The following is a 26,013-nucleotide window of genomic DNA, read 5'->3' on the forward strand; positions in this document are numbered from 1 at the left end:
CCTCCTCTCGCCAACGCCCCGACAGGGGCGTTGGCCCTTTGACTTCAGGAAAACAACATGTCCCAATCCTTTGACGTCGTCGTGATCGGCGGCGGCCCCGGTGGCTACATCGCCGCCATCCGTGCGGCGCAGCTCGGCTTCAAGGTCGCCTGCATCGACGAGTGGAAGAACGCCGCTGGCGGCCCGGCACCGGGTGGCACCTGCACCAACGTCGGCTGCATTCCCAGCAAGGCGCTGCTGCAGTCGTCCGAACACTTCGATCACGCCAACCACCACTTCGCCGACCATGGCATCAGCGCCACCAACGTGAAGATCGACATCGCCAAGATGATCGGCCGCAAGGACACGGTGGTGAAGCAGAACAACGACGGCATCCTGTACCTGTTCAAGAAGAACAAGGTCACCTTCTTCCATGGCCGCGGCTCGTTCGTGAAGGCCGTCGAAGCCGGCTACGAGATCCAGGTGACCGGCGCGAAGGAAGAGCTCATCACGGGCCAGCAGATCATCCTGGCCACGGGCTCCAACGCCCGCGCGCTGCCGGGTGTGCCGTTCGACGAAGAGAGCGTGCTGTCCAACGACGGCGCGCTGCGCCTCGGCGCCGTGCCCAAGAAGCTGGTGCTGATCGGCTCCGGCGTGATCGGCCTGGAAATGGGCTCGGTCTGGCGCCGCCTGGGCTCGGACGTGATCATCCTCGAAGGTCTGCCGACCTTCCTGGGCGCGGTGGACGAGCAGATCGCCAAGGAAGCCAAGAAGGCCTTCGACAAGCAAGGCCTGAAGATCGAACTGGGCGTGAAGGTCGGCGAGGTCAAGACCGGCAAGAAGGGCGTGAGCGTGGCCTACACGAACGCCAAGGGCGAAGCGCAGAGCATTGACGCCGACAAGCTGATCGTCTCCATCGGCCGTGTGCCCAACACCATCGGCCTGAATGCCGAGGCCGTGGGCCTGCAGCTCGACGAGCGCGGCGCCATCGTGGTGGACGGCGAATGCCGCACCAGCCTCAAGGGTGTGTGGGCCGTGGGCGACGTGGTGCGTGGCCCCATGCTGGCGCACAAGGCGGAAGAAGAGGGCGTGGCCGTGGCCGAGCGCATCGCCGGCCAGCACGGACACGTCAACTTCAACACCATCCCCTGGGTGATCTACACCAGCCCCGAGATCGCCTGGGTGGGCCGCACCGAGCAGCAGCTCAAGGCCGACGGCGTGAAGTACAAGGCCGGCACCTTCCCGTTCCTGGCGAACGGCCGTGCGCGGGCGCTGGGCGACACCACCGGCATGGTGAAGTTCCTGGCCGACGCGACCACCGACGAGATCCTCGGCGTGCACATCGTGGGCCCCATTGCCAGCGAACTGATCGCCGAAGCCGTGGTGGCGATGGAGTTCAAGGCCAGTGCCGAGGACATCGCGCGCATCTGCCACGCCCACCCTTCGCTGTCGGAAGCGACGAAGGAAGCCGCGCTGGCGGTGGACAAGCGCACGCTGAACTTCTAAGCGCCGATCTTGAGCGTCCGCAGCACGTACGAGGCCGCGCTCAAGGAGCGCGGCTACACGACGGACCCCGCCCAACAGCGCGCCATCGACGCGCTGGAGCGGTGCGCGGCCGAGTGGGCGGTTTACAAGCAGAAGCGCTCGAACTCGCTGAAGAAGCTCTTCGTCAATCCCGAGATCCCGCGCGGCGTCTACATGTACGGCGGCGTGGGCCGGGGCAAGAGTTTCCTCATGGAGTGCTTTTTCGAGGCGGTGCCGCTGCGTCGCAAGACGCGGCTGCATTTCCACGAGTTCATGCGCGAGGTGCACCGCGAACTGCGCGAGTTGCAGGGCACGGTCAATCCGCTGGACGAGCTCGGCGCGCGCATCGCCAAGCGCTACAAGCTCATCTGCTTCGATGAGTTTCACGTGGCCGACGTGACCGACGCGATGATCCTGCACCGTTTGCTGGACGCGCTGTTCAAGGCGGGCGTGGGGTTCGTCACCACGTCCAACTTCCGCCCGGACGACCTGTACCCCGACGGGCTGCACCGCGATCGCATCCTGCCCGCGATCGAATTGCTCAAGCAGCGGCTGGAGGTGCTGAGCGTGGACAACGGCACCGACTACCGCCAGCGCACGCTCAACCACATCCAGCTCTACCACTGCCCGCTGGGGCCGCAGGCCGATGCCGCGATGGAGGCCACCTTCAATGAGTTGGCCGAGATGGGCGACCACGATGCGGTCATGCACATCGAAGCGCGGCAGATCCAGGCGCTGCGGCGCTCAGGCGGCGTGATCTGGTTCGACTTCCGCACCCTGTGCGGTGGACCCCGTTCGCAGAACGACTACCTCGAGATCGCTTCCCAGTTCCACACGCTCATGCTGTCGAACGTGCCGCAGATGTCGGTGCGCCAGGCGTCGGAAGCGCGGCGCTTCACCTGGCTGGTGGATGTGCTCTACGACCGGCGGGTCAAGCTGGTGATGTCCGCCGCCGTGCCTCCCGAGGATCTGTACGTGGAAGGGCCGATGTCGCACGAATTCCCGCGCACCGTCTCGCGCCTGACCGAGATGCAGTCGCAGGAATTCCTGTCGCTGGAGCACCGGTTGGTGGACACCGGGCTGACTTGAACCCCGCTTCAGCCGAGCGGGTCGAGTTTGACGATCGTCAGCGACAGGTTGTCGCCCATGCCCTTGGCGCGCGAGCGCGCCTTCTGGATCAGGAACTCGCAAGCCTCGCGGGGCGAGAGCATGGCGATCGTGCTGGAGAGTTCTTCCGGGGTGAAGTAGTGCCAGATGCCGTCGCTGCAGGCCATGATCGCGTCACCCGCGCTCAGCTGGGGCACCACATGCAGGTCCACTGGCGGATCGTTCTCCGTGCCCAGGCAGCCCATCAGGATGTTGGCATGCGGGTGGTCCAACGCCTCTTCCTCGCTGATCTCGCCCTGGTTGACCAGGGTCTGCACGTAGGAATGGTCCATCGTGCGAAAGACCATCCGGCCATTGCGGAAGTGGTAGATGCGCGAGTCGCCTGCGTGCACCCAGTGGCTGTCGCCACCCGGGTTGATGAGGAAGGCGGCGATGGTGCTGTGCGGCTCCTGTTCGGCCGAGACAGCCGTGAGCTTGATCACCAGGTGCGACTCTTCGACGATCTGGCGCAGCAGCGCGGCGGCATCGTCCGTCTCGGGGTCGTAGCGCTCGAACAGCTGCCGCGCCGTGAGCATCACCTGGTCGGAGGCTTTGCGTCCGCCGCTGCGACCCCCCATCCCGTCGGCCAGCACCGCGAGCAGGCAGGTGCCGTGGCGCGGATGGTGCAGCAGGCTGACCTGGTCTTGCTGGTAATCGCGGTCGCCCCGGTGGATGCCGGTGGAGGCCTGGATGCGGTAGCCTTTGGACATGAAGGTGCTGATCGGTCTGTGCGGGTGGGGAAATGGGTGCAATGGTATCCACATATGCGCTGCGCGAAGCCCGGCAAAGGCCGAAACCGTGAACCCTTGCGCGCCGGTCCGCCGTCCGGCGGCGTGGGCCTGCTCAACGGTGCCTGGCAGGGCCTGGAGGCGGCTTGAGCGCGCTTGAAAACGGCGTGGCAGCCGCGTTTGCCGCCGACGGACCCTTGGCGCGCGCGCACGGCAGTCTGCGCCCGCGTCAGGGGCAGCTCGACATGGCCGCCGCCGTGTCCCGCGCCATCGAAGACGGCCATGGCCTGGCCGTCGAAGCGGGCACCGGGGTGGGCAAGACCTTCGCCTACCTCGTGCCCTTGCTGCTCAGTGGCCGGCGTGCTCTGCTGTCCACCGCCACCCAGGCCTTGCAGGACCAGCTGTTCACGCGCGACATTCCCGCCGTGGTTCGCGCACTCGGTCTGCCGGTGCGCGTGGCCCTGCTCAAGGGGCGGTCGAGTTACGTCTGCCTGCATCGACTGGAGCAGGCCTTGCATGGGCCGGCGTCGGTCGGCCTGCGCGACCCTGCCATCACGGCCGTGTTGGCCCAGGTGCTGAGCTGGGCGAACCGCTCGCGCAGCGGCGACCTGGCCGAACTGGAGGCCCTGGACGAACGCTCGCCGCTGCGCCCGATGGTCACATCCACCCGGGACAACTGCCTGGGCGCGAGCTGCCCGCGCCACGGCGATTGCCATGTCAACCGCGCGCGCGGCGAGGCCTTGCAGGCCGAGTGGGTGGTGATCAACCACCACCTGTTCTTTTCGGATCAGCTGTTGCTGGAGTCGGGCGTGGCCTCGTTGCTGCCGGCCGCCGAGGTGGTGGTGTTCGACGAAGCGCATCAGCTGAACGACACCGGCATTCCGTTTCTGGGGCACACGCTCGGGACGGGGCAGTTGCGGGAACTGGCGCGCGATCTGCGCACCCAGGGGCCGCAGTGGGCGCGGGGCCAGCGGCCGTGGGCCCACCTGGCACTGGCGATCGAACAGGCCGCGCGCGCGATGGCCGCCTTGCCCCGCCAGGCCGGTGGCAGTGGTGGCCGCTACCGTTGGCAAGGCATGGCGCCCGAAGGTGTTGACGCGGCCGCCTGGCAGCGCTGCGCCATCGAACTGAGCCAGGCGTTGACGGCCAGCCAGGAGGCGCTGACCGCCACCGCGCAAGCCTCGGCGGAACTGGAGCGCCTGCAGGCGCGGGTGCAGGCTTTGCTGTCGGTGTGGCGAGGCATGCCGACCGACATGCCGGCGACCGACATGGTTCGGTGGGTGGAGTGGGGAGAGGCCCGGCATTGGCGCGCCGTGTGCGCGCCGTCCGACAGCGCCCGTCTGTTCCAGCCCTTGCTGGACGAATCGGCGGGCCGGCGCAGCTGGGTGTTCTCGTCGGCGACCTTGGGCAGCGACGACGGGCTGAGCTGGTTCACCCGGGGCCTCGGCCTGGATGCGCTGCCGGGTTTGCGCACCCTGCGCGTGCCCAGCCCGTTCGATCACGCGGCCCAGGCGGCGCTGTATGTGCCCCACGACCTGCCCGAGCCCGCCGACGCCTCTCACACGCCGGCGCTCGCCGACGCGGTGGCGCGCTGGGCATCCCGACTGGGTGGCCGCACCCTGGTGTTGACCACCACCTTGCGCGCCGCATCGCGCATGGCCGACCATCTGCAGGGCCTGGTGGCGCAAGGGCGTTGCGCGCCGCTTCAGGTGTTGGCGCAGGGGCGCTTGTCCAAGCGCGCGCTGTTGGCGCGGTTTCGCCAAGCGAGCGAACCGTCCGTGCTGGTGGCGTCGGCGTCGTTCTGGGAGGGCGTGGATCTGCCCGGCGACGCACTGCAGCTGTTGGTCATCGACAAGCTGCCTTTTCCACCACCGGACGATCCCTTGATGCAGGCGCGCGGCCAGCGCCTCGAGGCGCGGGGCTTGAGCGCTTTCAACGATGCCTTTCTGCCCGAAGCCGCCATGGCGCTCAAGCAGGGGGCAGGGCGTTTGATCCGCTCCGAGACCGACCAGGGGATTCTGGTGATCGGCGACCGGCGCCTGGTCACCCGGTCTTATGGCAACCGTCTACTGGGGGCGTTGCCAGCCATGAGCCGGCTGGTGGACGAGGCGGACATGGTCGCCCGCCTCGATGCGCTGGTGCTTACCAGATCTTCCACCAGGGATCGTCTTTGGACTTGAAACCCTGGCTCAGGTACTCGCTGTTCGGGTAGCTGGCCTGCATCACGCGGCGGGTGTCGTCGCGCAGCTGCGTCAGGCCCAGCGCCTCATAGGACTGCAGCATGATGAAGAGGGCTTCTTCGAGGGCCGGCGCGTTGACGTAGTCGGTCAAGGCCGTCTGGGCGCGGTTGATGGCCGCCACGTAGGCGCCTCGGCTGTGGTAGTAGCGCGCGACATGGACCTCGTACTGCGCCAGCGAGTTGACGATGTACGTCATGCGGTCCCGGGCATCGGGGCTGTAGCGGGAATCCGGGAACCGCGAGACGAGCTCGCGGAACGCTTCGAACGATTCCTTGGCGGCTTTCTGATCGCGTTCGGACAGATCCTGACGCGCCAGCGAGCCGAAGAGGCCGAGGTTGTCGTTGAAATTCACCAGCCCCTTGAGGTACAGGGCATAGTCCATCGCCGGGCTGGTGGGATGGAGCTTCTGAAAGCGGTCGAGGGTGCGCAGCGCCTGGGCTTGTTCGCCGGCCTTGTACTGCGCGTAAGCCTTGTCGAGCTGGGCCTGCTGGGCCAGGGGGGTGCCGGCGGCACGGCCTTCGAGCTTTTCGTACAGCGTCACCGACTTCTCGTAGTTGCCGGCGGCACGCTCTTCGGTCGCTTCGCTGTAGATTCGGTTCGGGCTCCAGCCGGCCGTTTCATCCACGGGCGTGGTGCTGCATGCGCTGAGCACCAGCGCCGAGGCCATCGCGCACAGGGGCACAGCCGATAATCTGGACGTCAACTTCACGGGTGCACCTTTACAACGGAACAATGGACTTGGCTTCGCAAATTATATCGACGGGGGATGTGACAGGAGGTTCCATGCCGGGTCTCGAATCGGAGGCGGGCGCCGTGCTCGACGAACTCACGGCGGAAATGGAAACGCGGATCTGCGAAGTACCCGCTGCCATGCATGGCTGGCGCATCGATCGCGCGCTGGCGCAGCTGATTCCCGAATTCTCCCGTTCCTACCTGCAGCAACTGATGGCCGACGGCGCTGTCGTGATGCGCGGCACAGCCCTGCGCAAGCCGTCGGCCCGCATCGCCGTGGGCGACCGGTTGGCGGTGGAACTGCGCCCCACGCAGCAGGCGCAGGCCTTCGTGGCGCAGGCCATGGCGCTGGACGTGGTGTTCGAGGACGCCGACCTGCTGGTGATCCAGAAGCCCGCCGGCCTGGTGGTGCACCCGGCGGCGGGTCACTGGACCGGCACGTTGCTCAACGGTCTGCTGGCTCACCACGCCGGCGCCGCGGCGTTGCCGCGCGCCGGTATCGTGCACCGCCTGGACAAGGACACCTCGGGCCTCATGCTCGTGGGCAAATCGCGCCAGGCCGTGGAGGCGCTGGTGCGAGCCATCGCCGCGCGCGAGGTGAATCGCCAGTACCTTGCCCTGGCCCATGGCCGCTGGCAGGGCACGGCCGAGAAGGGCGTGGACCAGCCCATCGGGCGCGACGTGCACAACCGCCTGCGCATGGCCGTCGTGCGCGCCGACACCGGCATCGGGAAAACGGCGCAGACCACCATTCGCCTGCTCGATGGGTCTGACCAGGCCTGCCTGGTGGCCTGCAAGCTGCACACGGGGCGCACGCACCAGATTCGCGTGCACATGGCCTGGTTGGGCCATCCCCTGGTCGGGGATGCGCTCTACGGTGGTCGCCCGCTCTGGGGCATGGGCCGCCAGGCCCTGCATGCGGCGCGCCTGTCGCTGCGGCATCCGATCACCGGCGAGCCGCTGGCGTTTCAATCGGCCCCGCCGCCGGACCTGCTGGCCGCCATCGATGGCAGCGGCCTCCGGTACAATGAGCCGGGTCTGGGCAGCGGATTCCTCGAGTGAGCGCTACCGTGCGACCCCCGCTGCGCGGCGTGTCGAGGTCCTGACCTCACGATCCCCCCAATTTTTGCCCTGCCAGGCAACAGGTTCTTCCCCGGCGTTCCGAGCCGACGGCCACCGCCGTCCTCGCCGGTTTGAGCAACGGGCCCCGTGCCCACCCCTGTACCGTCCCGGTCCATGCCGGTTTTTGACAGACTGACACCATGAACACCACGGATGCCAAGCGCGTCCTCGAGACGGCGTTGATCTGCGCGCCCCAGCCCCTGTCTGTGCGGGAACTGGGCACGCTGTTCGACGCCGAAGTCTCGGCGGACACGCTCAAGACCTTGCTGGCCGACCTTCAGCTGGAATGGACCGGCCGCGGCGTCGAACTGGTGCAAGTCGCGAGTGGCTGGCGTTTCCAGAGCCGGCCCGAACTGCGCCCCTACCTGGACCGTTTGCACCCCGAAAAGCCGCCTCGTTACAGCCGCGCCACCATGGAGACGCTGGCCATCATTGCCTACCGCCAGCCGGTGACGCGGGGCGACATGGAAGACATCCGCGGCGTGACCATCAACTCGCTCATCATCAAGCAGTTGGAGGACCGGGGTTGGGTCGAGGTCATCGGCCACCGCGAAACCGTGGGCCGTCCCGCGCTGTTCGCCACCACGCGCCAGTTTCTCGACGACCTGGGCCTGTCGTCGCTCGATCAGTTGCCCCCGCTCGAGGGCAATGAAATCCAGGAGTCGGCCCTGGACCGGCTGGACTTCGAAGCACTGTCGTCCAACCTGTCGCCCGAAGTGGCAGAGGTCGCGATCGATACCGAGATTGCCGTGGCGGATGCGCCCGAAGCAACGGCGACCGCCGACTTGCCGGCCGAAGCCGAGACCCCCACCCCCGATCTGCAGAGAGCCGATCCCTCCACCCAGGAACACCATGAACCCGGCGAACACCCCCCCAGCGACGCCTGAGTCGACCCCCGACGCGACGTTGCCGCCCGCCGAGAACACGGTGCCGCCTCAGGCCGCGGGCATGGAACCGGCCCCTGTCGCGGGCCCTCGAGAGGCCGCCGATGCAGAAGCCCTGCGTTTCGACGACGTGGTCAGCGGGGCCTTCGATGCAGAACAGGAGCAAGCCCTGCCGCTGCCGACCAAGCGCGTGCTCGCGCCGCAGGCCGAGTCGCCCAAGCTGCACAAGGTGCTGGCGCAGGCCGGCATGGGCTCGCGGCTGGAGATGGAGCAACTCATCCTGGAAGGCCGCATCTCGGTCAACGGCGAGCCAGCCCACATCGGGCAGCGCATCCAGTTCGGGGACGTCATCAAGGTCAACGGCAAGCCGGTGCGCGTGCGCATGACGCCGCCGCCGCCGCGCGTGCTGGCCTACCACAAGCCCGCCGGGGAGGTGGTCTCTCACGACGACCCGCAGAACCGCCCGACCGTGTTCCGCCGCCTGCCCAAGCTGATGCAGGGCAAGTGGCAGTCGGTGGGCCGACTCGACCTCAACACCGAAGGCCTGCTGTTGCTGACCAACTCGGGCGAACTGGCCAATCGGCTGATGCACCCCCGTTTCGGTTTGCAGCGGGAATACGCCGTGCGCGTGCTGGGTGCCTTGTCCAACGAGGAGAAACAGCGGCTGCTGGACGGCGTGCGCCTGGACGACGGCGTGGCCCAGTTCGCCTCCATCGAGGATGGCGGCGGCGAGGGCGCCAACTGCTGGTACCGCGTGACGATCGGCGAGGGCCGCAACCGCGAGGTGCGCCGCATGTTCGAAGCCGTTGGCCATGCGGTCAGCCGGCTGATCCGCATCCGTTATGGCGCGGTGATGCTGCCGCGCGGGCTCAAGCGCGGCGTGTGGCTGGAACTCGACGACCGCGACATCGCCCGGTTGACCGCCGCGGCAGGGCTGGTGGAGGCCGACGAGCCGCGTGGCCCGCGCCCCGGCGGCCGGCACCCTGCCCAGCGGGGCAAACAAGGCGGCAAGGGAGGCCGCACCGAGGGCAAACCGCCAGGCAGCCGTGCGGACGGCCCCGGTTTCGGCGATCGCCGGACCAACAGCGGCTACGGCATGGGCGGGGCGCCGGGTGGCGCCAAGCCGCGCGGCGCCAAGGGCCCGGGCAAGGGGCAGGGGAGTGCGGGTTCGCAGCCGGACCCGATGAAAACCTCCTTCGGTTACATCGGTCAGGACGCCCTGCAGCGCCGGCGCGAGCAGGACGCCGGCCGCGGAGGCCCGCCGGGCGGTGGCCGGCGCCGGGGTGGCGGACGTTCGGGCGGGCGCTGAATGGCGCTTCCCACGCCCACGTTCCACGGCACGGACACCCGAGCAATGTAGAATCGTGGGCTTTGTGAGGCCTTGTGGCTTCGGCAAATTCAACCAAGAAACTTCAGGATTCCTATGGCGATCGAACGCACCCTCTCGATCATCAAGCCCGACGCCGTCGCCAAGAACGTCATCGGCCAGATTTACGCCCGCTTTGAAGCTGCTGGCCTGAAGGTCGTGGCCGCTCGCATGGCTCACCTCTCGCGCGGCGAAGCCGAAGCCTTTTACGCCGTGCACAAGGCCCGTCCCTTCTTCAAGGACCTGGTCGACTTCATGATCTCCGGCCCCGTGATGATCCAGGCGCTCGAAGGCGAAGGCGCCATTGCCAAGAACCGCGACCTGATGGGCGCCACCGATCCCAAGAAGGCCGCTGCCGGCACCATCCGCGCCGACTTCGCCGACAGCATCGACGCCAACGCCGTGCACGGCTCGGACGCGCCCGAGACGGCTGCCGCCGAAGTGGCATTCTTCTTTGCCGGCCTCAACGTCTACTCGCGTTGATCATGGTATGACGGCCAATCTGCTCGACTTCGATCTCGAGGGTTTGGCCGCCTTTTGCGAGCAGCTGGGCGAGAAGCGCTTTCGCGCCGTCCAGCTGTTTCGCTGGATCCATCAAAAAGGGGCCTCGGACTTCGCCCAGATGACGGACTTGGCGCGCAGCCTGCGCGACAAGCTGCCCGGCGTCTGCACCATCACCGACCTGCCCGTGCTCTCGCGCCAGGATTCGGCCGACGGCACCATCAAATGGCTCTTCGATGTGGGCGATGGCAACGCGGTGGAAACCGTGTTCATCCCCGAGGAAGACCGCGGCACGCTGTGCATTTCCTCCCAGGCCGGTTGCGCCGTGGGCTGCCGCTTCTGCTCCACCGGCCACCAGGGCTTTTCGCGCAACCTCACCACCGGTGAGATCCTGGCCCAGCTGTGGCATGCCGAGCATTTTCTTCGCCGTCACCTGAAACGCGGGGAACGCGTGATCACGAACGTGGTCATGATGGGCATGGGCGAACCCTTGCAGAACTACCACGCGCTGGTGCCGGCGCTGCGCGCCATGCTCGATGACCATGGCTACGGCCTGTCGCGCCGCCGCGTGACGGTGTCCACCTCGGGCGTGGTGCCGATGATCGATCGCCTGGCGCAGGATTGTCCAGTGGCCCTGGCGGTGTCGCTGCACGCCCCCAACGACCCCCTGCGCGACGACCTCGTGCCCTTGAACCGCAAGTACCCCATCGCCGAACTGCTGGACGCCTGCCTGCGCTACCTGCCGGCGGCGCCACGCGACTTCATCACTTTCGAGTACTGCATGCTCGACGGGGTGAACGACCAGCCCGAGCACGCCCGCGAATTGCTGGCCCTGCTCAAGCAGCATGGCGAGCGCGGTGTGCCGTGCAAGATCAACCTGATTCCTTTCAACCCTTTCCCGGACTCGGGGCTGACCTGCTCTCCACGCGCGGTGGTGCAGCGCTTCGGGCAGATGCTCAATGAAGCCGGTGTGGTCACCACGGTGCGCAAGACGCGTGGGGACGACATCGATGCCGCCTGCGGTCAGCTCGCGGGCGATGTGCTGGACCGCACCAACGCGGCCAAGCGCCTGGCGCAACGGCGCAGCAATGCCAGCGAGCGCCCCATTCGTTTCGTTCAAAAGGAAAGGCAGGCATGACACATCCGACCCGCACCGGTTTTGGGGCGCATGGCACGCGCTCGCGTGGCATGGTGGCCAGCTTCTGGCTGGGTGTGCTGCTGGTGTTGCTGGCCGGCTGTGCGCAAACGCGCGGCCTGCCCGCCACCACGGCCGCTGCCGTGGCAGCCGGTGCCGAACCGGTCACCGAGTCGGACGAGCCCGAAGCGCGCAAGCGCGCGCGCATCCGGGTGGAGCTGGCTTCGGGCTACTTCGAGCAGGGCCAGACCACGGTGGCGCTCGACGAGATCAAGCTGGCGTTGGCCGCTGATCCGAACTATGCGCCGGCCTACACGCTGCGCGGCCTGGTGTACGCGCGGCTGAACGAACTGCGGCTCGCGGAAGACAGCTTCAAGCGCGCGCAACTGCTCAGCCCGCGCGATCCGGACGTGCTGCACCACTACGGCCTGTTCGCGTGCCAGCAAGGCCGCTACCCGCAGGCGATCGAGCTGTTCCAGCAGGCGCTGGCCAGCCCGGTGTACGGCGGCCAGGCCAAGACCCTGATGGTCAAGGGCATCTGCCAGGTGCGGGCGGCGCAGTTTGAAGAAGCAGAGGGCAGTCTGGCGCGCTCCTACGAGCTCGATCCTGGCAACCCCATCACGGCCTACAACCTGGCGGCCTTGCAGTTCCGCCGCGGCGAGAACGCGAAGGCGCAGTTCACCATTCGCCGGCTGAACAACAGCGAGCTGGCCAATGCCGAAACCCTGTGGCTGGGCATCAAGGTGGAGCACCGCATGGGCAACGCCGAAGCCATGGCCCAACTGGCCCAGCAACTGAGCCGGCGTTATCCGGACTCGCGTGAGTGGGCGTCGTATCAGCGGAGAGCATTTGATGAATGAGGTGTATGCCAACGAGGGCGCCACGGCGGCCGGGGAGGGTGCTTCGCGCCCGGTGCTGCTGCGCGCGGCGCGCGAGGCGGCGGGCTTGCACATTGCAGCGCTCGCTGCGGCCCTCAAGGTCCCGGTGAAAAAACTCGAAGCCCTGGAAGCAGGGCGCTACAGCGAACTGCCCGACCTGACCTTCGCGCGCGCGCTGGCGTCCAGCGCATGCCGCCACCTCAAGGTGGATCCGGCGCCGATCCTCGAACAGATTCCGCAGGGAGGCATCCCTGAACTGGGTGGTTCGCGCCATGCGATCAACGCCCCTTTCCAGCCCGCGCACGACCCGGCCCCCATCAACCCCTTGAGCTGGCTCTCGCGCCCCGCGCTGCTGGCTGCGATCGTGCTGCTGCTGGGCGCGCTGGTGATCGTGTTCCTGCCGCGCGCGGAAGAGTCCGCGCAGGAGCCTGCGCAGGCCGAGGCGGGCAACGTGGTCACGCCGCTGGAGCAACCGGCGGAACCGGTGGCGGCGGTGGAGCCCGAGCCTGTTCAGGAACCCGCTGCGGCGGGTGCGCCTGTGGCGCCCGCGCCAGGAGGCGCGACACCCGCGGCGCCTGTGGCGGCACCCGCACCGGTGTCCGCGTCGCCTGCGGCTGCTCCGGCCGTGGCTGCGGTGCCGCCCGTGGCCCCGGCTGCCGCGGCGCCTGCCGCACCCGCATCGGGCAGCCTGCTCACCATTGCCGCCACCGGCGAATCCTGGGTGGAGGTCGTCAATGGCTCGGGCAGTGTCGTCATCCAGCGCGTGTTGCAAGCCGGTGACGCCGTCGATTTTTCCAGCGCGCCGCCTTACACCGTGGTGCTTGGCCGTGCCGAGGTCGCTCAGGTTACTGTGCGTGGCAAGCCGTTCGACGTGACGCGCTACGCGCGCAACAACGTCGCCCGATTCGAGGTGAAATGAACATGGACACCCTGGTGCGCCCCGCCGCGTCGTGTGAACCGATTCCGCTGTCGGCGGCGCGAACGCGCCGCACCCGCCAGGGGGTGGTGGCCTGGGGTGACCACCGCGTCACGGTGGGCGGCGATGCGCCGGTGCGCGTGCAGTCCATGACCAACACCGACACCGCCGATGCCGTGGGCACGGCGATCCAGGTCAAGGAACTGGCGCTGGCCGGCTCCGAGCTGGTGCGCATCACGGTCAACAACGACGAGGCCGCCAAGGCCGTGCCCTACATCCGCGAGCAGCTCGACCGCATGGGCGTGAACGTGCCGCTGATCGGGGACTTCCACTACAACGGCCACCGCCTGCTCACCGACCACCCGGCCTGTGCCGAGGCACTGTCCAAGTACCGCATCAACCCCGGCAACGTGGGCCGAGGCGACAAGGGCGACCGCCAGTTCGCGCAGATGGTGGAAATCGCGGCGCGCCACGACAAGGCCATCCGCATCGGTGTGAACTGGGGCAGCCTGGACCAGGACCTGCTCGCGCGCCTGATGGACGAAAACGCGAACCGCAGCGTGCCCTGGGAAGCGCGGCAGGTGATGTACGAGGCGCTGATCACCTCGGCGCTCGAATCCGCCCGCAAGGCCGAAGAGATCGGCCTGAATGGCAACAACATCGTGCTGTCCTGCAAGGTCAGTGGCGTGCAGGACCTCATTGCGGTCTACCAGGCCTTGGCGCAGCGCTGCGACTACGCGCTGCACCTGGGCCTGACCGAGGCTGGCATGGGCACCAAGGGCGCCGTGGCCTCGGCGGCGGCGCTGTCGGTGCTGCTGCAGCAAGGCATTGGCGACACGATCCGCGTCTCGCTCACGCCGCAGCCCGGCGAAGCGCGCACGCAGGAGGTGGTGATCGCGCTGGAGATCCTGCAGGCCCTGGGCATGCGCGCTTTCGTGCCGTCGGTCACCGCCTGCCCGGGCTGTGGCCGCACCACCAGCACCACCTTTCAGGAACTGGCCAAGCAGATCGACGACTACCTGCGCAGCTCCATGCCACTGTGGCGCGCGCGCTATCCCGGGGTGGAGAACCTCAAGGTGGCCGTGATGGGCTGCATCGTCAATGGCCCGGGTGAAAGCAAGCACGCCGACATCGGCATCAGCCTGCCCGGCACCGGCGAGGCGCCCGCTGCCCCGATCTTCATCGACGGGCAGAAGGCCATGACCCTGCGGGGCGAGGGCATCGCGCGCGAGTTCCAGCAGGTCGTTGAAAACTACATCGAGAAGAAATTCGGCGCAACGTCCTGAGCATCGGGACCACCCGATGCCTCTGGCGCATGGCTGAACGAGAGATTGCATGGCAGACAAACTGAGCGCCGTCAAAGGCATGAACGACATCGCGCCTCCCGCGTCCGCGCACTGGGAGTGGCTCGAAGACACCCTTCGCACGCTGATGCGCCGCTACGGCTATCGCAACCTGCGCACGCCCATCGTCGAGCCCACGGCGCTGTTCGTGCGGGGGCTGGGCGAAGTGACCGACATCGTCGAGAAGGAGATGTACTCCTTCGAAGACCGGCTCAACGGCGAGCAGCTCACGCTGCGGCCCGAGAACACCGCCGGTGTGGTGCGCGCCGCGCTGGAGCATTCGCTGCTGTACGACGGTGGCAAACGCCTGTACTACATGGGCCCGATGTTCCGGCACGAGCGGCCGCAGCGAGGGCGCTACCGGCAGTTCCATCAGTTCGGTGCCGAGGCTCTGGGCTTCGCGGGCCCGGACGTGGATGCCGAGCTCATCGTGCTGGCCTGCGACCTCTGGGCCGAACTCGGCCTCACGGGCATCGAGCTCGAGATCAACAGCCTGGGCCAGCCGCCCGAGCGCCTGGCCCATCGCCAGGCCCTGATTGCCTACCTGGAGGCGCACGCCGACCAGCTCGACGAAGAAGCCAAGCGCCGCCTGCACAGCAACCCCTTGCGCATCCTGGACACCAAGAACCCGGCCATGCAGGACCTGGTCAACGCCGCGCCGCGCCTCATGGACCACCTGGGTGCCGAGTCGCTCGACCACTTCAACCACCTGCGCGGCCTGCTCGATGCGCACGGCATCACCTACCGCATCAACCCGCGCCTGGTGCGCGGCATGGACTACTACAACCTTTCGGTGTTCGAGTTCGTCACCACCCAACTGGGCTCGCAGGGCACGGTGTGCGCGGGCGGCCGGTACGACGGCCTGTTCGAACAGATCGGTGGCAAGGCCGCCCCGGCGGTCGGCTGGGCCATGGGCATGGAACGCATCCTGGAATTGCTGAAAGAGCAGGGCCGCCTGCCCGAGCAGCCCGCGCCCGATGCCTACGCGATCGTGCCGGACGCGGCCCGCGTGCCCCAGGTGATGCCGGTGCTGCGGGCGCTGCGCCTGCAGGGCGTGAACGTGCAGATGCATGCCGCCGGTGCCGATGGCATGGGCAGCATGAAGTCGCAGTTCAAGAAGGCCGATGCCAGCGGCGCGCGCTTTGCGCTCATCTTTGGCGAACAGGAAATGCAGCAAGGCACGGTGGCGCTCAAGTCCCTGCGCGGCCCCCGCACCGACGCGCCCGCGGAAGCCGCGCAAAGCCTGCTGGCCCTCGACGCCGTCGCCGATTGGGCAGGCCGCCTGCGCGGCGACTGACGTTCGCGCATCCGCACGGGGTGGCCTGGGGCCACCCGCCTACAATCCCCCGTTGCGCAACCGGCGCACGAAATCCAGACCCGCATCCACCATCGCCAAACACCTCGACCTCGAAGAACAGGAACAGATCGATCAGATCAAGCACTTCTGGGCCCAGTACGGCAACCTCATCAGCTGGGTGTTGATCGTCGTCTTCGGTTCGTTCGCGGCCTGGAACGGCTGGAACTACTGGCAGCGCACGCAGGGCGTGAAAGCCGCCGCGCTGTACGACGAAGTCGACCGCGCGGTGCTGGCGCGCGACAACGAGCGCGTGGAGCGCGCCCTGGCCGACATGCAGGCGCAGTTTGGCGGCACCACCTTCGCCAGCCAGGCGGCGCTGCTGGCGGGCAAAACCCTGTTCGAAGCCGGTCAGGTCGACAAGGCCCGTGCCGCACTGACCTGGGTGGTCGAGAAATCCGGCGACGCTTCCTACCAGGCCGTGGCGCGCTTGCGCCTGGCCGCGCTGGACGTGGAAGGCAAGGCCTTCGACCAGGCCCTCAAGACGCTGGAAGCGTCCGTGCCCAAGTCTTTCGAACCCCTGGTGGCCGACCGCCGTGGCGATGTCTTCATGGCCCAGGGCAAGGCCGATGAAGCCAAGGCGCAATATCAGAGCGCCTGGCAGGCCCTGGGCGCGCGCACCGAGTACCGCCGGCTGGTCGAGGTGAAGCTCGCCGCCCTGGGCGTGGACACCGCCAGCCTGTCTTCCACCGCACGTTGAAATCCATGGTCACCTGCACACCCCGTTCATCCACGGCGCCCTGGCGCCGGGCCTTGCCCGTCATCGGGCTGGTCGCCGTCGCCTTGCTGTCGGCCTGTGGCTCGAGTTCGAAGAAGCCGCAGCCGGCCGAGTTGCCCGCTGTGGCCGCCCTGATGGGCACCCAGCTCGTGTGGTCGGCCCAGGTCGGCGAAGGCCATGCCTCGCTGGCGCCGCTCGTGGCGGGCGGACGCGTTTTCGTTGCCGGCGGTGCGGGCAACGTGGCCGCATTGGATGCCGCCACCGGCAAGGATGTCTGGCGCCTGAACCTGGGCACGCCGATCGCCGCCGGGGTGGGTGCCGATGGCCAGACCGCTGCCGTCGTGACCCGCAACAACCAGTTGGTCGGCGATCGCCGATGGGGCCGAGCGCTGGCGCGTGCGCCTGCCCGCGCGCTCGTTCACCGCCCCCCTTGTGGCGGGCGAGCGGGTGTTCGTTCTCACGGCCGATCGCGTGGTCACGGCTTTCGATGGCAAGACTGGCGCCCGGCTGTGGAGCCAGAGCCGTCCCGCAGAGCCGCTGGTGCTGAGCCAGACAGGCGCGCTGCTGGCGGTGGGCGATACCCTGGTGGTGGGCCTGGCGGGACGCCTCACGGGTCTCAACCCCGACAACGGATCCGTGCGCTGGGAGGCACCGGTGCGCCACATCCCGGGGCACCAACGAAGTCGAGCGCCTGGTCGACATCGTGGGGCCGGTCAGCCGCATCCGCAACAGCGTCTGCGCGCGGGCCTATTCGGCCGCCGTGGGCTGCGTGGACGCGAGCCGAGGCGCCGTGGTGTGGACGCGCGCCGCGCAAGGCACGACCGGCGTGCACGGCGACGACCGCCTGGTCTTCGGCAGCGAGAGCGATGGCCGCTTCCAGGCCTGGCAGCGCGCCACCGGCGAGCCCGCCTGGAGCATCGACCGCCTGAAATACCGTGGCCTGACCGCACCGCTGGCCCTGGGCCGTGTGGTGGCGGTGGCCGACAGCCGTGGCCTCGTGCACCTGATCTCCCGCGAAGACGGCAGCGAAATGACTCGCCTGACCACCGACGGCTCGCCCATCCTGGCCCCGCCGGTGCTCGCTGGCGATGCGTTGGTGGTGCAGACACGCAACGGCGGCGTGTTCGCCTGGCGTCCCCAGTAATGCCCGCCACGAACACCGTGTTCGTGACCGCCTGAACGAAAGCTCTTTCCGTGAAACCCGTCATCGCCCTGGTGGGCCGGCCCAATGTGGGCAAGTCCACCCTGTTCAACCGCTTGACGAGTTCACGCGACGCCATCGTGGCCGACTTTGCCGGCCTCACCCGGGACCGCCACTACGGCAACGGCCGTCAGGGCCGGCGCGAGTACATCGTCATCGATACCGGCGGCTTCGAACCCGAGGCCAGCGAAGGCATCTACAAAGAGATGGCCAAGCAGACGCGGCAAGCTGTGGCCGAGTCCGATGTGGTGATCTTCGTGGTCGATGCCCGCGCTGGCATCAGCGCCCAGGACCACGAGATCGCAGGCTACCTGCGCCGCCTGGGCAAGCCCACGCTGCTGGTGGCCAACAAGGCCGAAGGCATGACGCAAGGCCTGCAACTGGTCGAGTTCTACGAACTCGGGTTGGGTGAGGTGATGGCGGTGTCCGGTGCGCACGGGCAGGGCGTTCGCTCCATGCTCGACGGCGCCCTGGGGCTCATCCCCGGCCTGCCGCCGGAGGACGAGGAGGATCCCGAGGTCGAGACCGGGGTGATCCGCCTGGCCGTGGCGGGCCGTCCCAATGTGGGCAAGTCCACCCTCATCAACGCCTGGCTGGGCGAGGAACGCCTGGTGGCCTTCGATCTGCCGGGCACCACGCGCGATGCCATTTCCGTGCCGTTCGAGCGCTCGGGCCAGAAGTTCGAGCTGATCGACACCGCCGGGATCCGCCGCAAGGGCCGCGTGTTCGAGGCGATCGAGAAGTTCTCGGTGGTCAAGACCCTTCAGGCGATCGAAAACGCCCACGTGGTTCTGCTGCTGCTGGACGCCACGCAGGGCGTGACCGACCAGGATGCCCACATCGCCGGCTACATCCTGGAGAGCGGCCGCGCCGTGGTGCTCGCGATCAATAAGTGGGACGCGGTGGACGCCTACCAGCGCGACCAGATCGAGCGCCAGGTTGAAACCCGGCTTGCTTTCCTGAAGTTCGCCTCGCTGCACCTGATTTCCGCCCAGAAGCGCCAGGGCCTGGGCCCGGTCTGGAAGTCCATCACCCAGGCCCACGCTTCCGCCATGCGGAAAATGTCAACCCCGGTGCTGACCCGCCTGCTGATGGAGGCGGTGGCCTTCCAGGCGCCGACCCGCAGCGGCATGTTCCGGCCCAAGATGCGTTACGCCCACCAAGGCGGCATGAACCCCCCGGTGATCGTGATCCACGGCAACTCCCTGGAAAACGTGCCGGACGCGTACAAGCGCTTCCTCGAAGGGCGCTTCCGCAAGGCCTTCGATCTGGTCGGCACCCCCCTGCGAATCGAGTTCAAGACCTCGGCCAATCCCTTCAAGGAGTAGGAATTTCGACTCAACCTCGGCCCGGCCGCACGGCTGTGGTATGGTCCATTCCTCATTAACTTTCATTGAACACGGAGCATATCGTGAGCAATAACAAAGGCCAGCTCTTGCAAGACCCTTTCCTGAACCAGCTTCGCCGGGAGCATGTGCCCGTGTCGATCTATCTGGTCAACGGCATCAAATTGCAGGGTCAGATCGAGTCGTTCGACCAATACGTCGTGTTGCTGCGCAACACGGTCACGCAGATGGTCTACAAACACGCCATTTCCACCATCGTGCCGGGTCGTCCGGTGCAGTTCTCGGCCGTCGGCACGGACGAGCCGGCAGCGTCCTGATTCAGCGCCTGAATCGCATCCGGCCCGTGCAGCCGACCTGCCGGGCCCGCAACGCCGTGCGCGTTGTCGCTCTACCGACTTGAATTCACCCGCTTCCACCCCATCCTCCACGCCCTCCGTCATCCTGGTTGGCGTGGACTTTGGTGTGCCTCATTTCGACGCTGGACTCGAGGAGCTGGGCCTGCTGGCCCAGACCGCGGGGTACACCGTGGCCGAGCGCGTCAGCTGCAAGCGCCGCGCACCCGATCCTGCCTTGTTCGTGGGCTCGGGCAAGGCCGACGAGATCAAGATGCTGGCGCAGTCCACCGGTGCTTCCGAGGTGCTGTTCGACCAGTCGCTCAGCCCGGCGCAGCAGCGCAACCTGGAGCGCCACCTGGGTCTGCCGGTCAATGACCGCACCCTGTTGATTCTGGAAATCTTTGCCCAGCGGGCGCGCAGCCACGAAGGCAAGCTGCAGGTCGAACTGGCTCGACTGCAGTACCTGTCGACGCGCCTGGTGCGGCGCTGGTCGCACCTGGAGCGGCAAAGCGGGGGCATCGGTATGCGCGGTGGCCCGGGTGAAACGCAGATCGAACTGGACCGGCGCATGATCGGCGAGGCCATCAAGCGCACCAAGGAGCGGCTCGAAAAGGTGAAGAAGCAGCGCTCCACCCAGCGCCGCCAACGCGAGCGCCGCGACACCTTCTCGATCTCGCTCGTGGGCTACACCAACGCCGGCAAGTCCTCGCTGTTCAACGGTCTGGTCAAGGCGCGCGCCTACGCGGCCGACCAGCTCTTCGCCACGCTGGACACCACCACGCGCCAGCTCTACCTCGGCGAAGCAGGGCGCTCGGTCTCGCTCTCGGACACCGTGGGTTTCATCCGCGACCTGCCGCACGGCCTGGTCGACGCCTTTGCCGCCACGCTGCAGGAGGCCGCCGACGCCGACCTGCTGCTGCACGTCGTCGATGCCTCCAACCCGTCCCACCCTGAGCAGATCGCCTCGGTGCTCGGCGTGCTCAAGGACATCGGCGCCGATCAGGTGCCGCAGATCCTGCTGTTCAACAAGCTCGATGCGATGGACCCAGCCACGGTGCCGAATGTTTTGAGCGATGCGATGGAACTGGAAGGCCAGTCGGTCCCTCGAATCTTCGTCAGTGCGCGCACCGGCGTGGGCCTGCCCGAGTTGCGGGCCTTGTTGGCGGCACACGTGATCGCGCAAAAGCCGGGGTCTGACCCCATGCTTCCCGGGGCGCTCCCGGAAATCGGCGAACCCGTGTCCTGATTGGGCACAATGTGATGGTTTTGAATCGACAAAAGAGTTGGCAACCCATGGATGTGAATCTGCAAACCCCTGCCCGCGGCGCTGATCGAGCGACCCGCCCTGTCCGCCGCCGTGGTTGGCAAGGGCTGTGGGGCATGTTCAATCTGAACGACCCCCGTTGGGGCCGGGGTGACGACGAGCCCCGCAACGACGGTGGGCAGGACCCGGGCCGCGACGAGGATCGCAACCCGCAGCGCCAACCCCCGCGCGGCCAAGGCCCGAACCAGGGCCCGCCGGACCTGGACGAACTCTGGCGCGATTTCAACCGCAAGCTCGGTGGCTTGCTCGGCAACAAGGGTCGGGGCGGTAATCATGGTGGTGGCAATGGTTCCGGCGGCAACGGCGGCATGCAGGGCTTCAACCCGAACCCCAAGGCCACCGGCATCGGCTTCGGCCTCATCGCCGGCGTGGCCTTGCTCATCTGGATGGGCACGGGCTTCTTCATCGTGCAAGAAGGTCAGCAGGCCGTGATCACCCAGTTCGGCAAGTACCACAGCTCCGTGGGCGCCGGCTTCAACTGGCGCCTCCCGTACCCGATCCAGCGCCACGAAACCGTGTTCGTCACGCAGATCCGCTCGGTGGACGTGGGTCGCGACAACGTCGTGCCCGCCACCGGCCTGCGCGAATCGGCCATGCTCACCGAAGACGAGAACATCGTGGAGATCAAGTTCGCGGTGCAGTACCGCCTGAACGACGCCCGCGCCTTCCTGTTCGAGAGCCGGGACCCTGACGCCGCCGTCGTGAAGGTCGCGGAAACCGCGGTGCGTGAGGTGGTCGGCAAGATGAAGATGGATGCCGCGCTCGCCGAAGAGCGCGATCAGATCGCCCCGCGCGTGCGCACGCTGATGCAGAGCATTCTCGACCGCTACAAGGTCGGCATCGAGGTCGTGGGCATCAACCTGCAGCAGGGCGGGGTGCGCCCGCCCGAGCAGGTGCAGGCATCGTTCGACGACGTGCTCAAGGCCGGCCAGGAGCGCGAACGCGCCAAGAACGAGGCCCAGGCCTACGCGAACGACGTGGTGCCGCGTGCCCGTGGTGCGGCCTCGCGCCTGACCGAAGAGGCCGAAGGCTACCGCGCCCGCATCGTGGCGCAGGCCGAGGGTGATTCGCAGCGCTTCCGCGCGGTGTTGACCGAGTACCAGAAGGCGCCGCAGGTGACCCGCGAACGCATGTACACCGACGCCATGCAGGAGATCTACAGCAACGTGACCAAGGTGCTGGTGGATTCCAAGTCGGGCTCCAACCTGCTGTACCTGCCGCTGGACAAGATCATGCAGATGACGGGACAGCCCGCGTCCACGCCCAGCAGCAGCACCCAGCCCAGCGCGCCCACGCAGAGCACGATCCCGGTGCCCACCAGCCGCAGCACGGACAACGCCGCGCGTTCGCGCGAGCGCGAGAGCCGCTGAACAGCGCCAGCGACCAGAGAAACAACATGAACAAACTCGGTTTCATCATCACATCCTTCATCGTGGTTCTGGCGATCGCCAGTTCCATGCTGTTCGTGGTGGACCAGCGCCAGTTCGGCGTGGTCTTCCAGCTGGGTCAGATCAAGCAGGTCGTCACCGAACCTGGCCTGAACTTCAAGCTGCCGCCGCCGTTCCAGAACGTGTCCTACATCGACAAGCGCCTGCTCACCCTGGAGAGCACCGACACCGAGCCGACGCTCACCGCCGAGAAGCAGCGTGTGGTGATCGACTGGTATGTGCGTTGGCGCATCAGCGAGCCGCAGGAGTACATCCGCAACGTCGGCGTGAACGAGCGCGCCGGCGCGCTGCAGCTCAACCGCGTGGTGCGCAACTCCTTCCAGCAGGAAGTCAACAAGCGCACGGTGAACGAACTGCTGTCGACCCGGCGCGAGCAGCTCATGGCCGACGTCAAGCGTGAAGTGCTGGCGGCCGTGCGCGGCGCCGACAAACCCTGGGGCATGGACGTGGTCGACGTGCGCATCACGCGCGTCGATTACGCCGAGAGCATCACCGCCTCGGTCTACCAGCGCATGGAAGCTGAACGCAAGCGTGTTGCGAACGAGCTGCGCTCCACCGGCTTTGCCGAAGGCGAAAAGATCCGTGCCGATGCCGACCGCCAGCGCGAGGTGATCGTCTCCGAGGCCTACCGCGACGCGCAGGCGATCAAGGGCGCGGGCGACGCCAAGGCCGCGGCCTCGTTCTCCGATGCCTTCGGCCGCGATCCGGCATTCGCCCAGTTCTACCGCAGCCTGGAAGCGTACAAGTCGAGCTTCGCCAGCAAGTCCGATGTGCTGGTGGTCGACCCTTCGTCCGACTTCTTCAAGGGCATGCGCAGCAGCAACGTGGCGCCGGCTCGATGAGCCTAGAGCGCTGACAGGCCGGGGCACGACATGTCCGACGCGATCTGGCCAGCGCTGGCCCTGGTGCTGATCTTCGAGGGGCTGCTGCCCCTGCTGGCGCCCAAACTGTGGCGCCGCGTCTTCACCGACATGCTGAGCCTGCGCGACGGGCAGTTGCGCTTCTTCGGCCTGATCTGCCTGGGCAGCGGCGTGCTGCTCTGGTGGTCGCTGACCTGACCCCGCGCTTCTTTTCCAGCGCCTCCCCGCGCTGAGCGATACCCGCCGGAGTAGCTCCCGGGGGGCCGGTAGAATCACGTTTTTAACAGCGCCTGAAAATATCCATGTCTGCCTGGGTCCTCCCGGATCACATTGCCGATGTCCTGCCTTCCGAGGCCCGTCACATCGAAGAACTTCGCAGGGGCTTGTTGGACACGGCCCGGGGCTACGGCTACGAGCTGGTCATGCCGCCGCTGCTGGAGCACCTGGAGTCCTTGCTCACCGGCACCGGTGAAGCCCTCGGTCTGCAGACCTTCAAGCTGGTCGATCAGCTCTCCGGCCGCACCTTGGGTTTGCGCGCGGACAGCACGCCGCAGGTCGCCCGCATCGACGCCCACCTGCTCAACCGCCAGGGCGTGGCCCGCCTGAGCTACTGCGGCCCGGTGGTGCACACCCGCATCGACCGCCCGCTGGCCAGCCGTGAGCCGCTGCAGTTCGGGGCCGAGATCTACGGCCACGCCGGCCAGGAGGCCGACCTGGAGATCATCGAACTCGCGCAGGCCTGCCTGCGAAATGCTGGCGTGAAAGGCCTGCAACTGGACATGGCCGACGTGCGCGTGATCGATGCCGTGCTCGCACCGGTGTCGCTCACTGCCGCGCAGGAAGCCCGCATCCACGCCGCGCTCAACGCCAAGGACGTGGCCGAACTCGAGGTGCTCGCGCGCGACCTGCCGGCCGCCGTGCGCCGCGATCTGGTCGCGCTGCCGCGCCTGTTCGGTGGTATGGCGGTGCTCGACGAGGCGCAGCGCATCCTGCAACCATCTGCGGCCCTGCACGCCGCGCTGGACAGCCTGCGCTGGCTGGCCTCGCACGCGCAGGGCATGGACGTGTCGATCGACCTGGCCGACCTCCGCGGTTACGCCTACTACACCGGCATGCGTTTCGCGCTCTTTGCCCACACGCCGGAAGGCCGGGCAGGGCAGACGCTCGAACTGGCACGGGGCGGCCGCTACGACGAGGTGGGCGCCGTGTTCGGCCGCAACCGCCCCGCGGTGGGCTTCAGCCTGGACCTCAAGGAACTGGTGGCGGCGGTGGCGCCGCGTCCTCTGGTGGCGGCCATCCGCGCACCCTGGGGCATGGACGCCGGCCTGCGCCAGGCCATTGCCGAACTGCGCGCGCAGGGCCACACCGTGGTGTGTGCCTTGCCAGGCCACGACCACCAGGTCGATGAATTTCACTGCGACCGCGAACTGGTGCCCGATGCGGCCCGTCGCGGCGCCTGGACAGTACAAACCCTTCAAACGGAAACCAGCAAATGAAGAACAGCAGCAGCGCCGTGACCCCCGGGCGCAACGTCGTGGTGGTGGGCACCCAGTGGGGTGACGAAGGCAAGGGCAAGCTGGTCGACTGGCTGACCGAGACCGCCACGGGCGTGGTGCGCTTCCAGGGTGGGCACAACGCGGGCCACACGCTGGTCATCAACGGCGTGAAGACGGCGCTGCACCTGATCCCCAGCGGCATCATGCGCGCCGGCGTGAAGTGCTACATCGGCAACGGCGTGGTGCTTTCGGTGGGCAAGCTGTTCGAGGAAATTGCCGGCCTGGAGAAAGCCGGTGTCGAGGTGCGCTCGCGCCTGCGCGTGAGCGAAGGCTGTCCGCTGATCCTGCCGTTCCACGCCGCGATCGACATCGCGCGCGAAGCCGCCAAGGTGAAGGCCGGCACCGAGAAGATCGGCACCACCGGCCGTGGCATCGGGCCGGCCTACGAAGACAAGATCGCGCGCCGTGCGCTGCGCGTGCAGGACCTGAAGTACCCCGATCGTTTCGCAGCCAAGCTGCGCGAGTTGCTGGACCTGCACAACCACGTGCTCACCACCTACCTGCATTCCGCCGACATGGCCTGGGACGACAAGATCGCCTCGTACATGAAGGACGGCGCGATCCAGTTCGACGCGGTGTACACCGAGGCCATGCAGCAGGCCGAACTGCTCAAGCCCATGATCGCCGACGTCTCGCGCGAACTCAACGAGGCGCATCAGGCCGGTGCCAACCTGCTGTTCGAAGGCGCGCAAGGCACGCTGCTCGACATCGACCACGGCACCTATCCCTTCGTCACCTCCAGCAACTGCGTGGCCGGCAACGCCGCCGCCGGTTCGGGCGTGGGTCCGGGCCTGTTGCACTACGTGCTGGGCATCACCAAGGCGTACTGCACCCGTGTGGGCGGTGGCCCGTTCCCCACCGAACTGGAATGGGAAAAGGAAGGCACACCCGGCTGGCACATGGCCACCGTGGGGGCCGAGAAGGGCGTGACCACGGGCCGCAGCCGCCGCTGTGGCTGGTTCGATGCCGCGCTGCTCAAGCGCTCGGCCCAGGTCAATGGCCTTTCGGGGCTGTGCATCACCAAGCTCGACGTGCTGGACGGGCTCAAGGAGCTTCAGCTGTGCACCGGCTACGAGCTGGATGGCCAGGTCATCGACATCCTGCCGATGAGCGCGGAAGACATCGCGCGCTGCAAGCCCATCTACGAAACGCTGCCCGGATGGAGCGAATCGTCGGTGGGTGCCACGCGGTATGAAGACCTGCCGGTCAACGCCCAGCGCTACCTCACGCGCATCGCGCAGACCACCGGGGTGCCGATCCACATCGTCTCCACCAGCCCGGACCGCGACCACACCATCCTGGTGCACAACCCCTACCATGGGTGAAACCACCGGGGGCCGGGTGCGGCCCTTCGTGCAAAATTCCCATCGACATCCC

At 67.5% G+C, this 26,013-nt stretch carries 23 protein-coding genes and 1 pseudogene; 22 read left to right on the plus strand and 2 right to left on the minus strand.

Going from position 1 to position 26,013, the window contains the following annotated elements:
• Positions 1-57 precede the first annotated feature (57 nt).
• A complete protein-coding gene (gene lpdA / locus ACFJI0_RS09170; RefSeq protein ID WP_382324419.1) occupies positions 58-1,485 on the plus strand; it encodes a dihydrolipoyl dehydrogenase in 1,428 nt (475 codons plus the stop codon).
• Positions 1,486-1,494: 9 nt separating this feature from the next.
• Positions 1,495-2,592: a cell division protein ZapE gene (gene zapE / locus ACFJI0_RS09175; protein ID WP_291119574.1), complete on the plus strand. Its 1,098-nt coding sequence runs from the start codon at positions 1,495-1,497 to the stop codon at positions 2,590-2,592.
• 8 nt (positions 2,593-2,600) lie between these two features.
• Here zapE and ACFJI0_RS09180 read toward each other — a convergent pair whose 3' ends face one another.
• Complete coding sequence (locus tag ACFJI0_RS09180) at positions 2,601-3,359, minus strand: PP2C family serine/threonine-protein phosphatase (protein WP_291119577.1); 759 nt, start codon at positions 3,357-3,359, stop codon at positions 2,601-2,603.
• A gap of 164 nt (positions 3,360-3,523) precedes the next feature.
• Between ACFJI0_RS09180 and ACFJI0_RS09185 the strand changes: the two genes are divergently transcribed.
• Complete coding sequence (locus ACFJI0_RS09185) at positions 3,524-5,557, plus strand: ATP-dependent DNA helicase (RefSeq protein ID WP_382324421.1); 2,034 nt, start codon at positions 3,524-3,526, stop codon at positions 5,555-5,557.
• On the opposite strand, the gene ACFJI0_RS09190 is transcribed toward ACFJI0_RS09185, so the two are convergent.
• On the minus strand, positions 5,520-6,284 hold the full coding sequence (locus ACFJI0_RS09190) for an outer membrane protein assembly factor BamD (RefSeq protein WP_382324423.1): 765 nt from the start codon (positions 6,282-6,284) through the stop codon (positions 5,520-5,522). The two genes, ACFJI0_RS09185 and ACFJI0_RS09190, sit on opposite strands and share 38 nt — an antisense overlap.
• A 116-nt stretch (positions 6,285-6,400) precedes the next feature.
• On the opposite strand from ACFJI0_RS09190, the gene ACFJI0_RS09195 reads away from it, so the two are divergent.
• The 19 genes and pseudogenes from ACFJI0_RS09195 (at position 6,401) to ACFJI0_RS09285 (ending at position 25,961) form a co-directional block, all read left to right on the plus strand.
• A complete protein-coding gene (locus ACFJI0_RS09195; RefSeq protein WP_382324425.1) occupies positions 6,401-7,411 on the plus strand; it encodes an RluA family pseudouridine synthase in 1,011 nt (336 codons plus the stop codon).
• Positions 7,412-7,611: 200 nt separating this feature from the next.
• Positions 7,612-8,358 carry an SMC-Scp complex subunit ScpB gene (gene scpB, locus ACFJI0_RS09200; RefSeq protein WP_382324427.1) on the plus strand — a complete coding sequence of 249 codons (747 nt, stop codon included), beginning with the start codon at positions 7,612-7,614 and terminating at the stop codon, positions 8,356-8,358.
• Positions 8,324-9,664 (plus strand): pseudouridine synthase, encoded by a 1,341-nt coding sequence (locus ACFJI0_RS09205; protein ID WP_382324429.1) that lies wholly within the window; start codon positions 8,324-8,326, stop codon positions 9,662-9,664. The genes scpB and ACFJI0_RS09205 overlap by 35 nt, the downstream gene beginning before the upstream one ends.
• Positions 9,665-9,778: 114 nt before the next feature.
• Positions 9,779-10,204 (plus strand): nucleoside-diphosphate kinase, encoded by a 426-nt coding sequence (ndk, locus tag ACFJI0_RS09210; RefSeq protein WP_086123506.1) that lies wholly within the window; start codon positions 9,779-9,781, stop codon positions 10,202-10,204.
• Between the two features lie 7 nt (positions 10,205-10,211).
• On the plus strand, positions 10,212-11,360 hold the full coding sequence (gene rlmN, locus ACFJI0_RS09215) for a 23S rRNA (adenine(2503)-C(2))-methyltransferase RlmN (RefSeq protein WP_382158427.1): 1,149 nt from the start codon (positions 10,212-10,214) through the stop codon (positions 11,358-11,360).
• Positions 11,357-12,217 carry a type IV pilus biogenesis/stability protein PilW gene (pilW, locus tag ACFJI0_RS09220; RefSeq protein ID WP_382324431.1) on the plus strand — a complete coding sequence of 287 codons (861 nt, stop codon included), beginning with the start codon at positions 11,357-11,359 and terminating at the stop codon, positions 12,215-12,217. The genes rlmN and pilW overlap by 4 nt, the downstream gene beginning before the upstream one ends.
• The gene (locus ACFJI0_RS09225; RefSeq protein WP_382324433.1) at positions 12,210-13,154 is read left to right on the plus strand and encodes a helix-turn-helix domain-containing protein; all 945 of its coding nucleotides are present in this window, start codon (positions 12,210-12,212) and stop codon (positions 13,152-13,154) included. Before pilW ends, ACFJI0_RS09225 begins: the two co-directional genes overlap by 8 nt.
• Before the next feature lie 2 nt (positions 13,155-13,156).
• On the plus strand, positions 13,157-14,437 hold the full coding sequence (gene ispG, locus ACFJI0_RS09230; protein WP_382163996.1) for a flavodoxin-dependent (E)-4-hydroxy-3-methylbut-2-enyl-diphosphate synthase: 1,281 nt from the start codon (positions 13,157-13,159) through the stop codon (positions 14,435-14,437).
• Positions 14,438-14,486: 49 nt separating this feature from the next.
• Complete coding sequence (hisS, locus tag ACFJI0_RS09235; protein ID WP_382324435.1) at positions 14,487-15,791, plus strand: histidine--tRNA ligase; 1,305 nt, start codon at positions 14,487-14,489, stop codon at positions 15,789-15,791.
• Positions 15,792-15,882: 91 nt separating this feature from the next.
• On the plus strand, positions 15,883-16,548 hold the full coding sequence (locus ACFJI0_RS09240; RefSeq protein ID WP_291113297.1) for a tetratricopeptide repeat protein: 666 nt from the start codon (positions 15,883-15,885) through the stop codon (positions 16,546-16,548).
• 5 nt (positions 16,549-16,553) lie between these two features.
• Positions 16,554-17,710 (plus strand): annotated as a pseudogene (gene bamB, locus ACFJI0_RS09245) (outer membrane protein assembly factor BamB).
• 50 nt (positions 17,711-17,760) lie between these two features.
• On the plus strand, positions 17,761-19,095 hold the full coding sequence (gene der / locus ACFJI0_RS09250; RefSeq protein WP_382324437.1) for a ribosome biogenesis GTPase Der: 1,335 nt from the start codon (positions 17,761-17,763) through the stop codon (positions 19,093-19,095).
• 65 nt (positions 19,096-19,160) lie between these two features.
• Positions 19,161-19,430, plus strand: a complete 270-nt coding sequence (hfq, locus tag ACFJI0_RS09255) for an RNA chaperone Hfq (protein ID WP_084360358.1) — start codon at positions 19,161-19,163, stop codon at positions 19,428-19,430.
• Positions 19,431-19,509: 79 nt separating this feature from the next.
• Positions 19,510-20,694, plus strand: coding sequence for a GTPase HflX (hflX, locus tag ACFJI0_RS09260; protein WP_382158417.1), 1,185 nt, complete (start codon positions 19,510-19,512; stop codon positions 20,692-20,694).
• 134 nt (positions 20,695-20,828) lie between these two features.
• Entirely contained in the window at positions 20,829-22,142 is a 1,314-nt protein-coding gene (gene hflK / locus ACFJI0_RS09265; RefSeq protein ID WP_382324439.1) for an FtsH protease activity modulator HflK, read from the plus strand.
• Positions 22,143-22,168: 26 nt separating this feature from the next.
• On the plus strand, positions 22,169-23,062 hold the full coding sequence (hflC, locus tag ACFJI0_RS09270; RefSeq protein WP_291113308.1) for a protease modulator HflC: 894 nt from the start codon (positions 22,169-22,171) through the stop codon (positions 23,060-23,062).
• Positions 23,063-23,092: 30 nt separating this feature from the next.
• On the plus strand, positions 23,093-23,278 hold the full coding sequence (locus tag ACFJI0_RS09275) for a DUF2065 domain-containing protein (RefSeq protein ID WP_382158413.1): 186 nt from the start codon (positions 23,093-23,095) through the stop codon (positions 23,276-23,278).
• Between the two features lie 104 nt (positions 23,279-23,382).
• On the plus strand, positions 23,383-24,576 hold the full coding sequence (locus ACFJI0_RS09280) for an ATP phosphoribosyltransferase regulatory subunit (RefSeq protein WP_382324441.1): 1,194 nt from the start codon (positions 23,383-23,385) through the stop codon (positions 24,574-24,576).
• Complete coding sequence (locus ACFJI0_RS09285; protein WP_382158409.1) at positions 24,573-25,961, plus strand: adenylosuccinate synthase; 1,389 nt, start codon at positions 24,573-24,575, stop codon at positions 25,959-25,961. The genes ACFJI0_RS09280 and ACFJI0_RS09285 overlap by 4 nt, the downstream gene beginning before the upstream one ends.
• Positions 25,962-26,013 lie beyond the last annotated feature (52 nt).

Source organism: Hydrogenophaga sp. UC242_53, from assembly GCF_042696965.1.
In the GTDB taxonomy this organism is placed as follows: domain Bacteria; phylum Pseudomonadota; class Gammaproteobacteria; order Burkholderiales; family Burkholderiaceae_C; genus Hydrogenophaga.

Excerpts from the sequence above, each read along its gene's own strand:
- ACFJI0_RS09225 (WP_382324433.1), top strand. The coding sequence starts at position 12,210 with ATGAATGAGGTGTATGCCAACGAGGGCGCCACGGCGGCCGGGGAGGGT.
- ACFJI0_RS09285 (WP_382158409.1), top strand. The coding sequence starts at position 24,573 with ATGAAGAACAGCAGCAGCGCCGTGACCCCCGGGCGCAACGTCGTGGTG.
- ACFJI0_RS09195 (WP_382324425.1), top strand. The coding sequence starts at position 6,401 with ATGCCGGGTCTCGAATCGGAGGCGGGCGCCGTGCTCGACGAACTCACG.
- hisS (WP_382324435.1), top strand. The coding sequence starts at position 14,487 with ATGGCAGACAAACTGAGCGCCGTCAAAGGCATGAACGACATCGCGCCT.
- pilW (WP_382324431.1), top strand. The coding sequence starts at position 11,357 with ATGACACATCCGACCCGCACCGGTTTTGGGGCGCATGGCACGCGCTCG.
- ACFJI0_RS09205 (WP_382324429.1), top strand. The coding sequence starts at position 8,324 with ATGAACCCGGCGAACACCCCCCCAGCGACGCCTGAGTCGACCCCCGAC.
- ndk (WP_086123506.1), top strand. The coding sequence starts at position 9,779 with ATGGCGATCGAACGCACCCTCTCGATCATCAAGCCCGACGCCGTCGCC.
- lpdA (WP_382324419.1), top strand. The coding sequence starts at position 58 with ATGTCCCAATCCTTTGACGTCGTCGTGATCGGCGGCGGCCCCGGTGGC.
- ACFJI0_RS09190 (WP_382324423.1), bottom strand. The coding sequence starts at position 6,284 with ATGGCCTCGGCGCTGGTGCTCAGCGCATGCAGCACCACGCCCGTGGAT.
- rlmN (WP_382158427.1), top strand. The coding sequence starts at position 10,212 with ATGACGGCCAATCTGCTCGACTTCGATCTCGAGGGTTTGGCCGCCTTT.
- ACFJI0_RS09280 (WP_382324441.1), top strand. The coding sequence starts at position 23,383 with ATGTCTGCCTGGGTCCTCCCGGATCACATTGCCGATGTCCTGCCTTCC.
- ACFJI0_RS09275 (WP_382158413.1), top strand. The coding sequence starts at position 23,093 with ATGTCCGACGCGATCTGGCCAGCGCTGGCCCTGGTGCTGATCTTCGAG.
- hflC (WP_291113308.1), top strand. The coding sequence starts at position 22,169 with ATGAACAAACTCGGTTTCATCATCACATCCTTCATCGTGGTTCTGGCG.
- ispG (WP_382163996.1), top strand. The coding sequence starts at position 13,157 with ATGGACACCCTGGTGCGCCCCGCCGCGTCGTGTGAACCGATTCCGCTG.
- hflK (WP_382324439.1), top strand. The coding sequence starts at position 20,829 with ATGTTCAATCTGAACGACCCCCGTTGGGGCCGGGGTGACGACGAGCCC.
- scpB (WP_382324427.1), top strand. The coding sequence starts at position 7,612 with ATGAACACCACGGATGCCAAGCGCGTCCTCGAGACGGCGTTGATCTGC.
- ACFJI0_RS09180 (WP_291119577.1), bottom strand. The coding sequence starts at position 3,359 with ATGTCCAAAGGCTACCGCATCCAGGCCTCCACCGGCATCCACCGGGGC.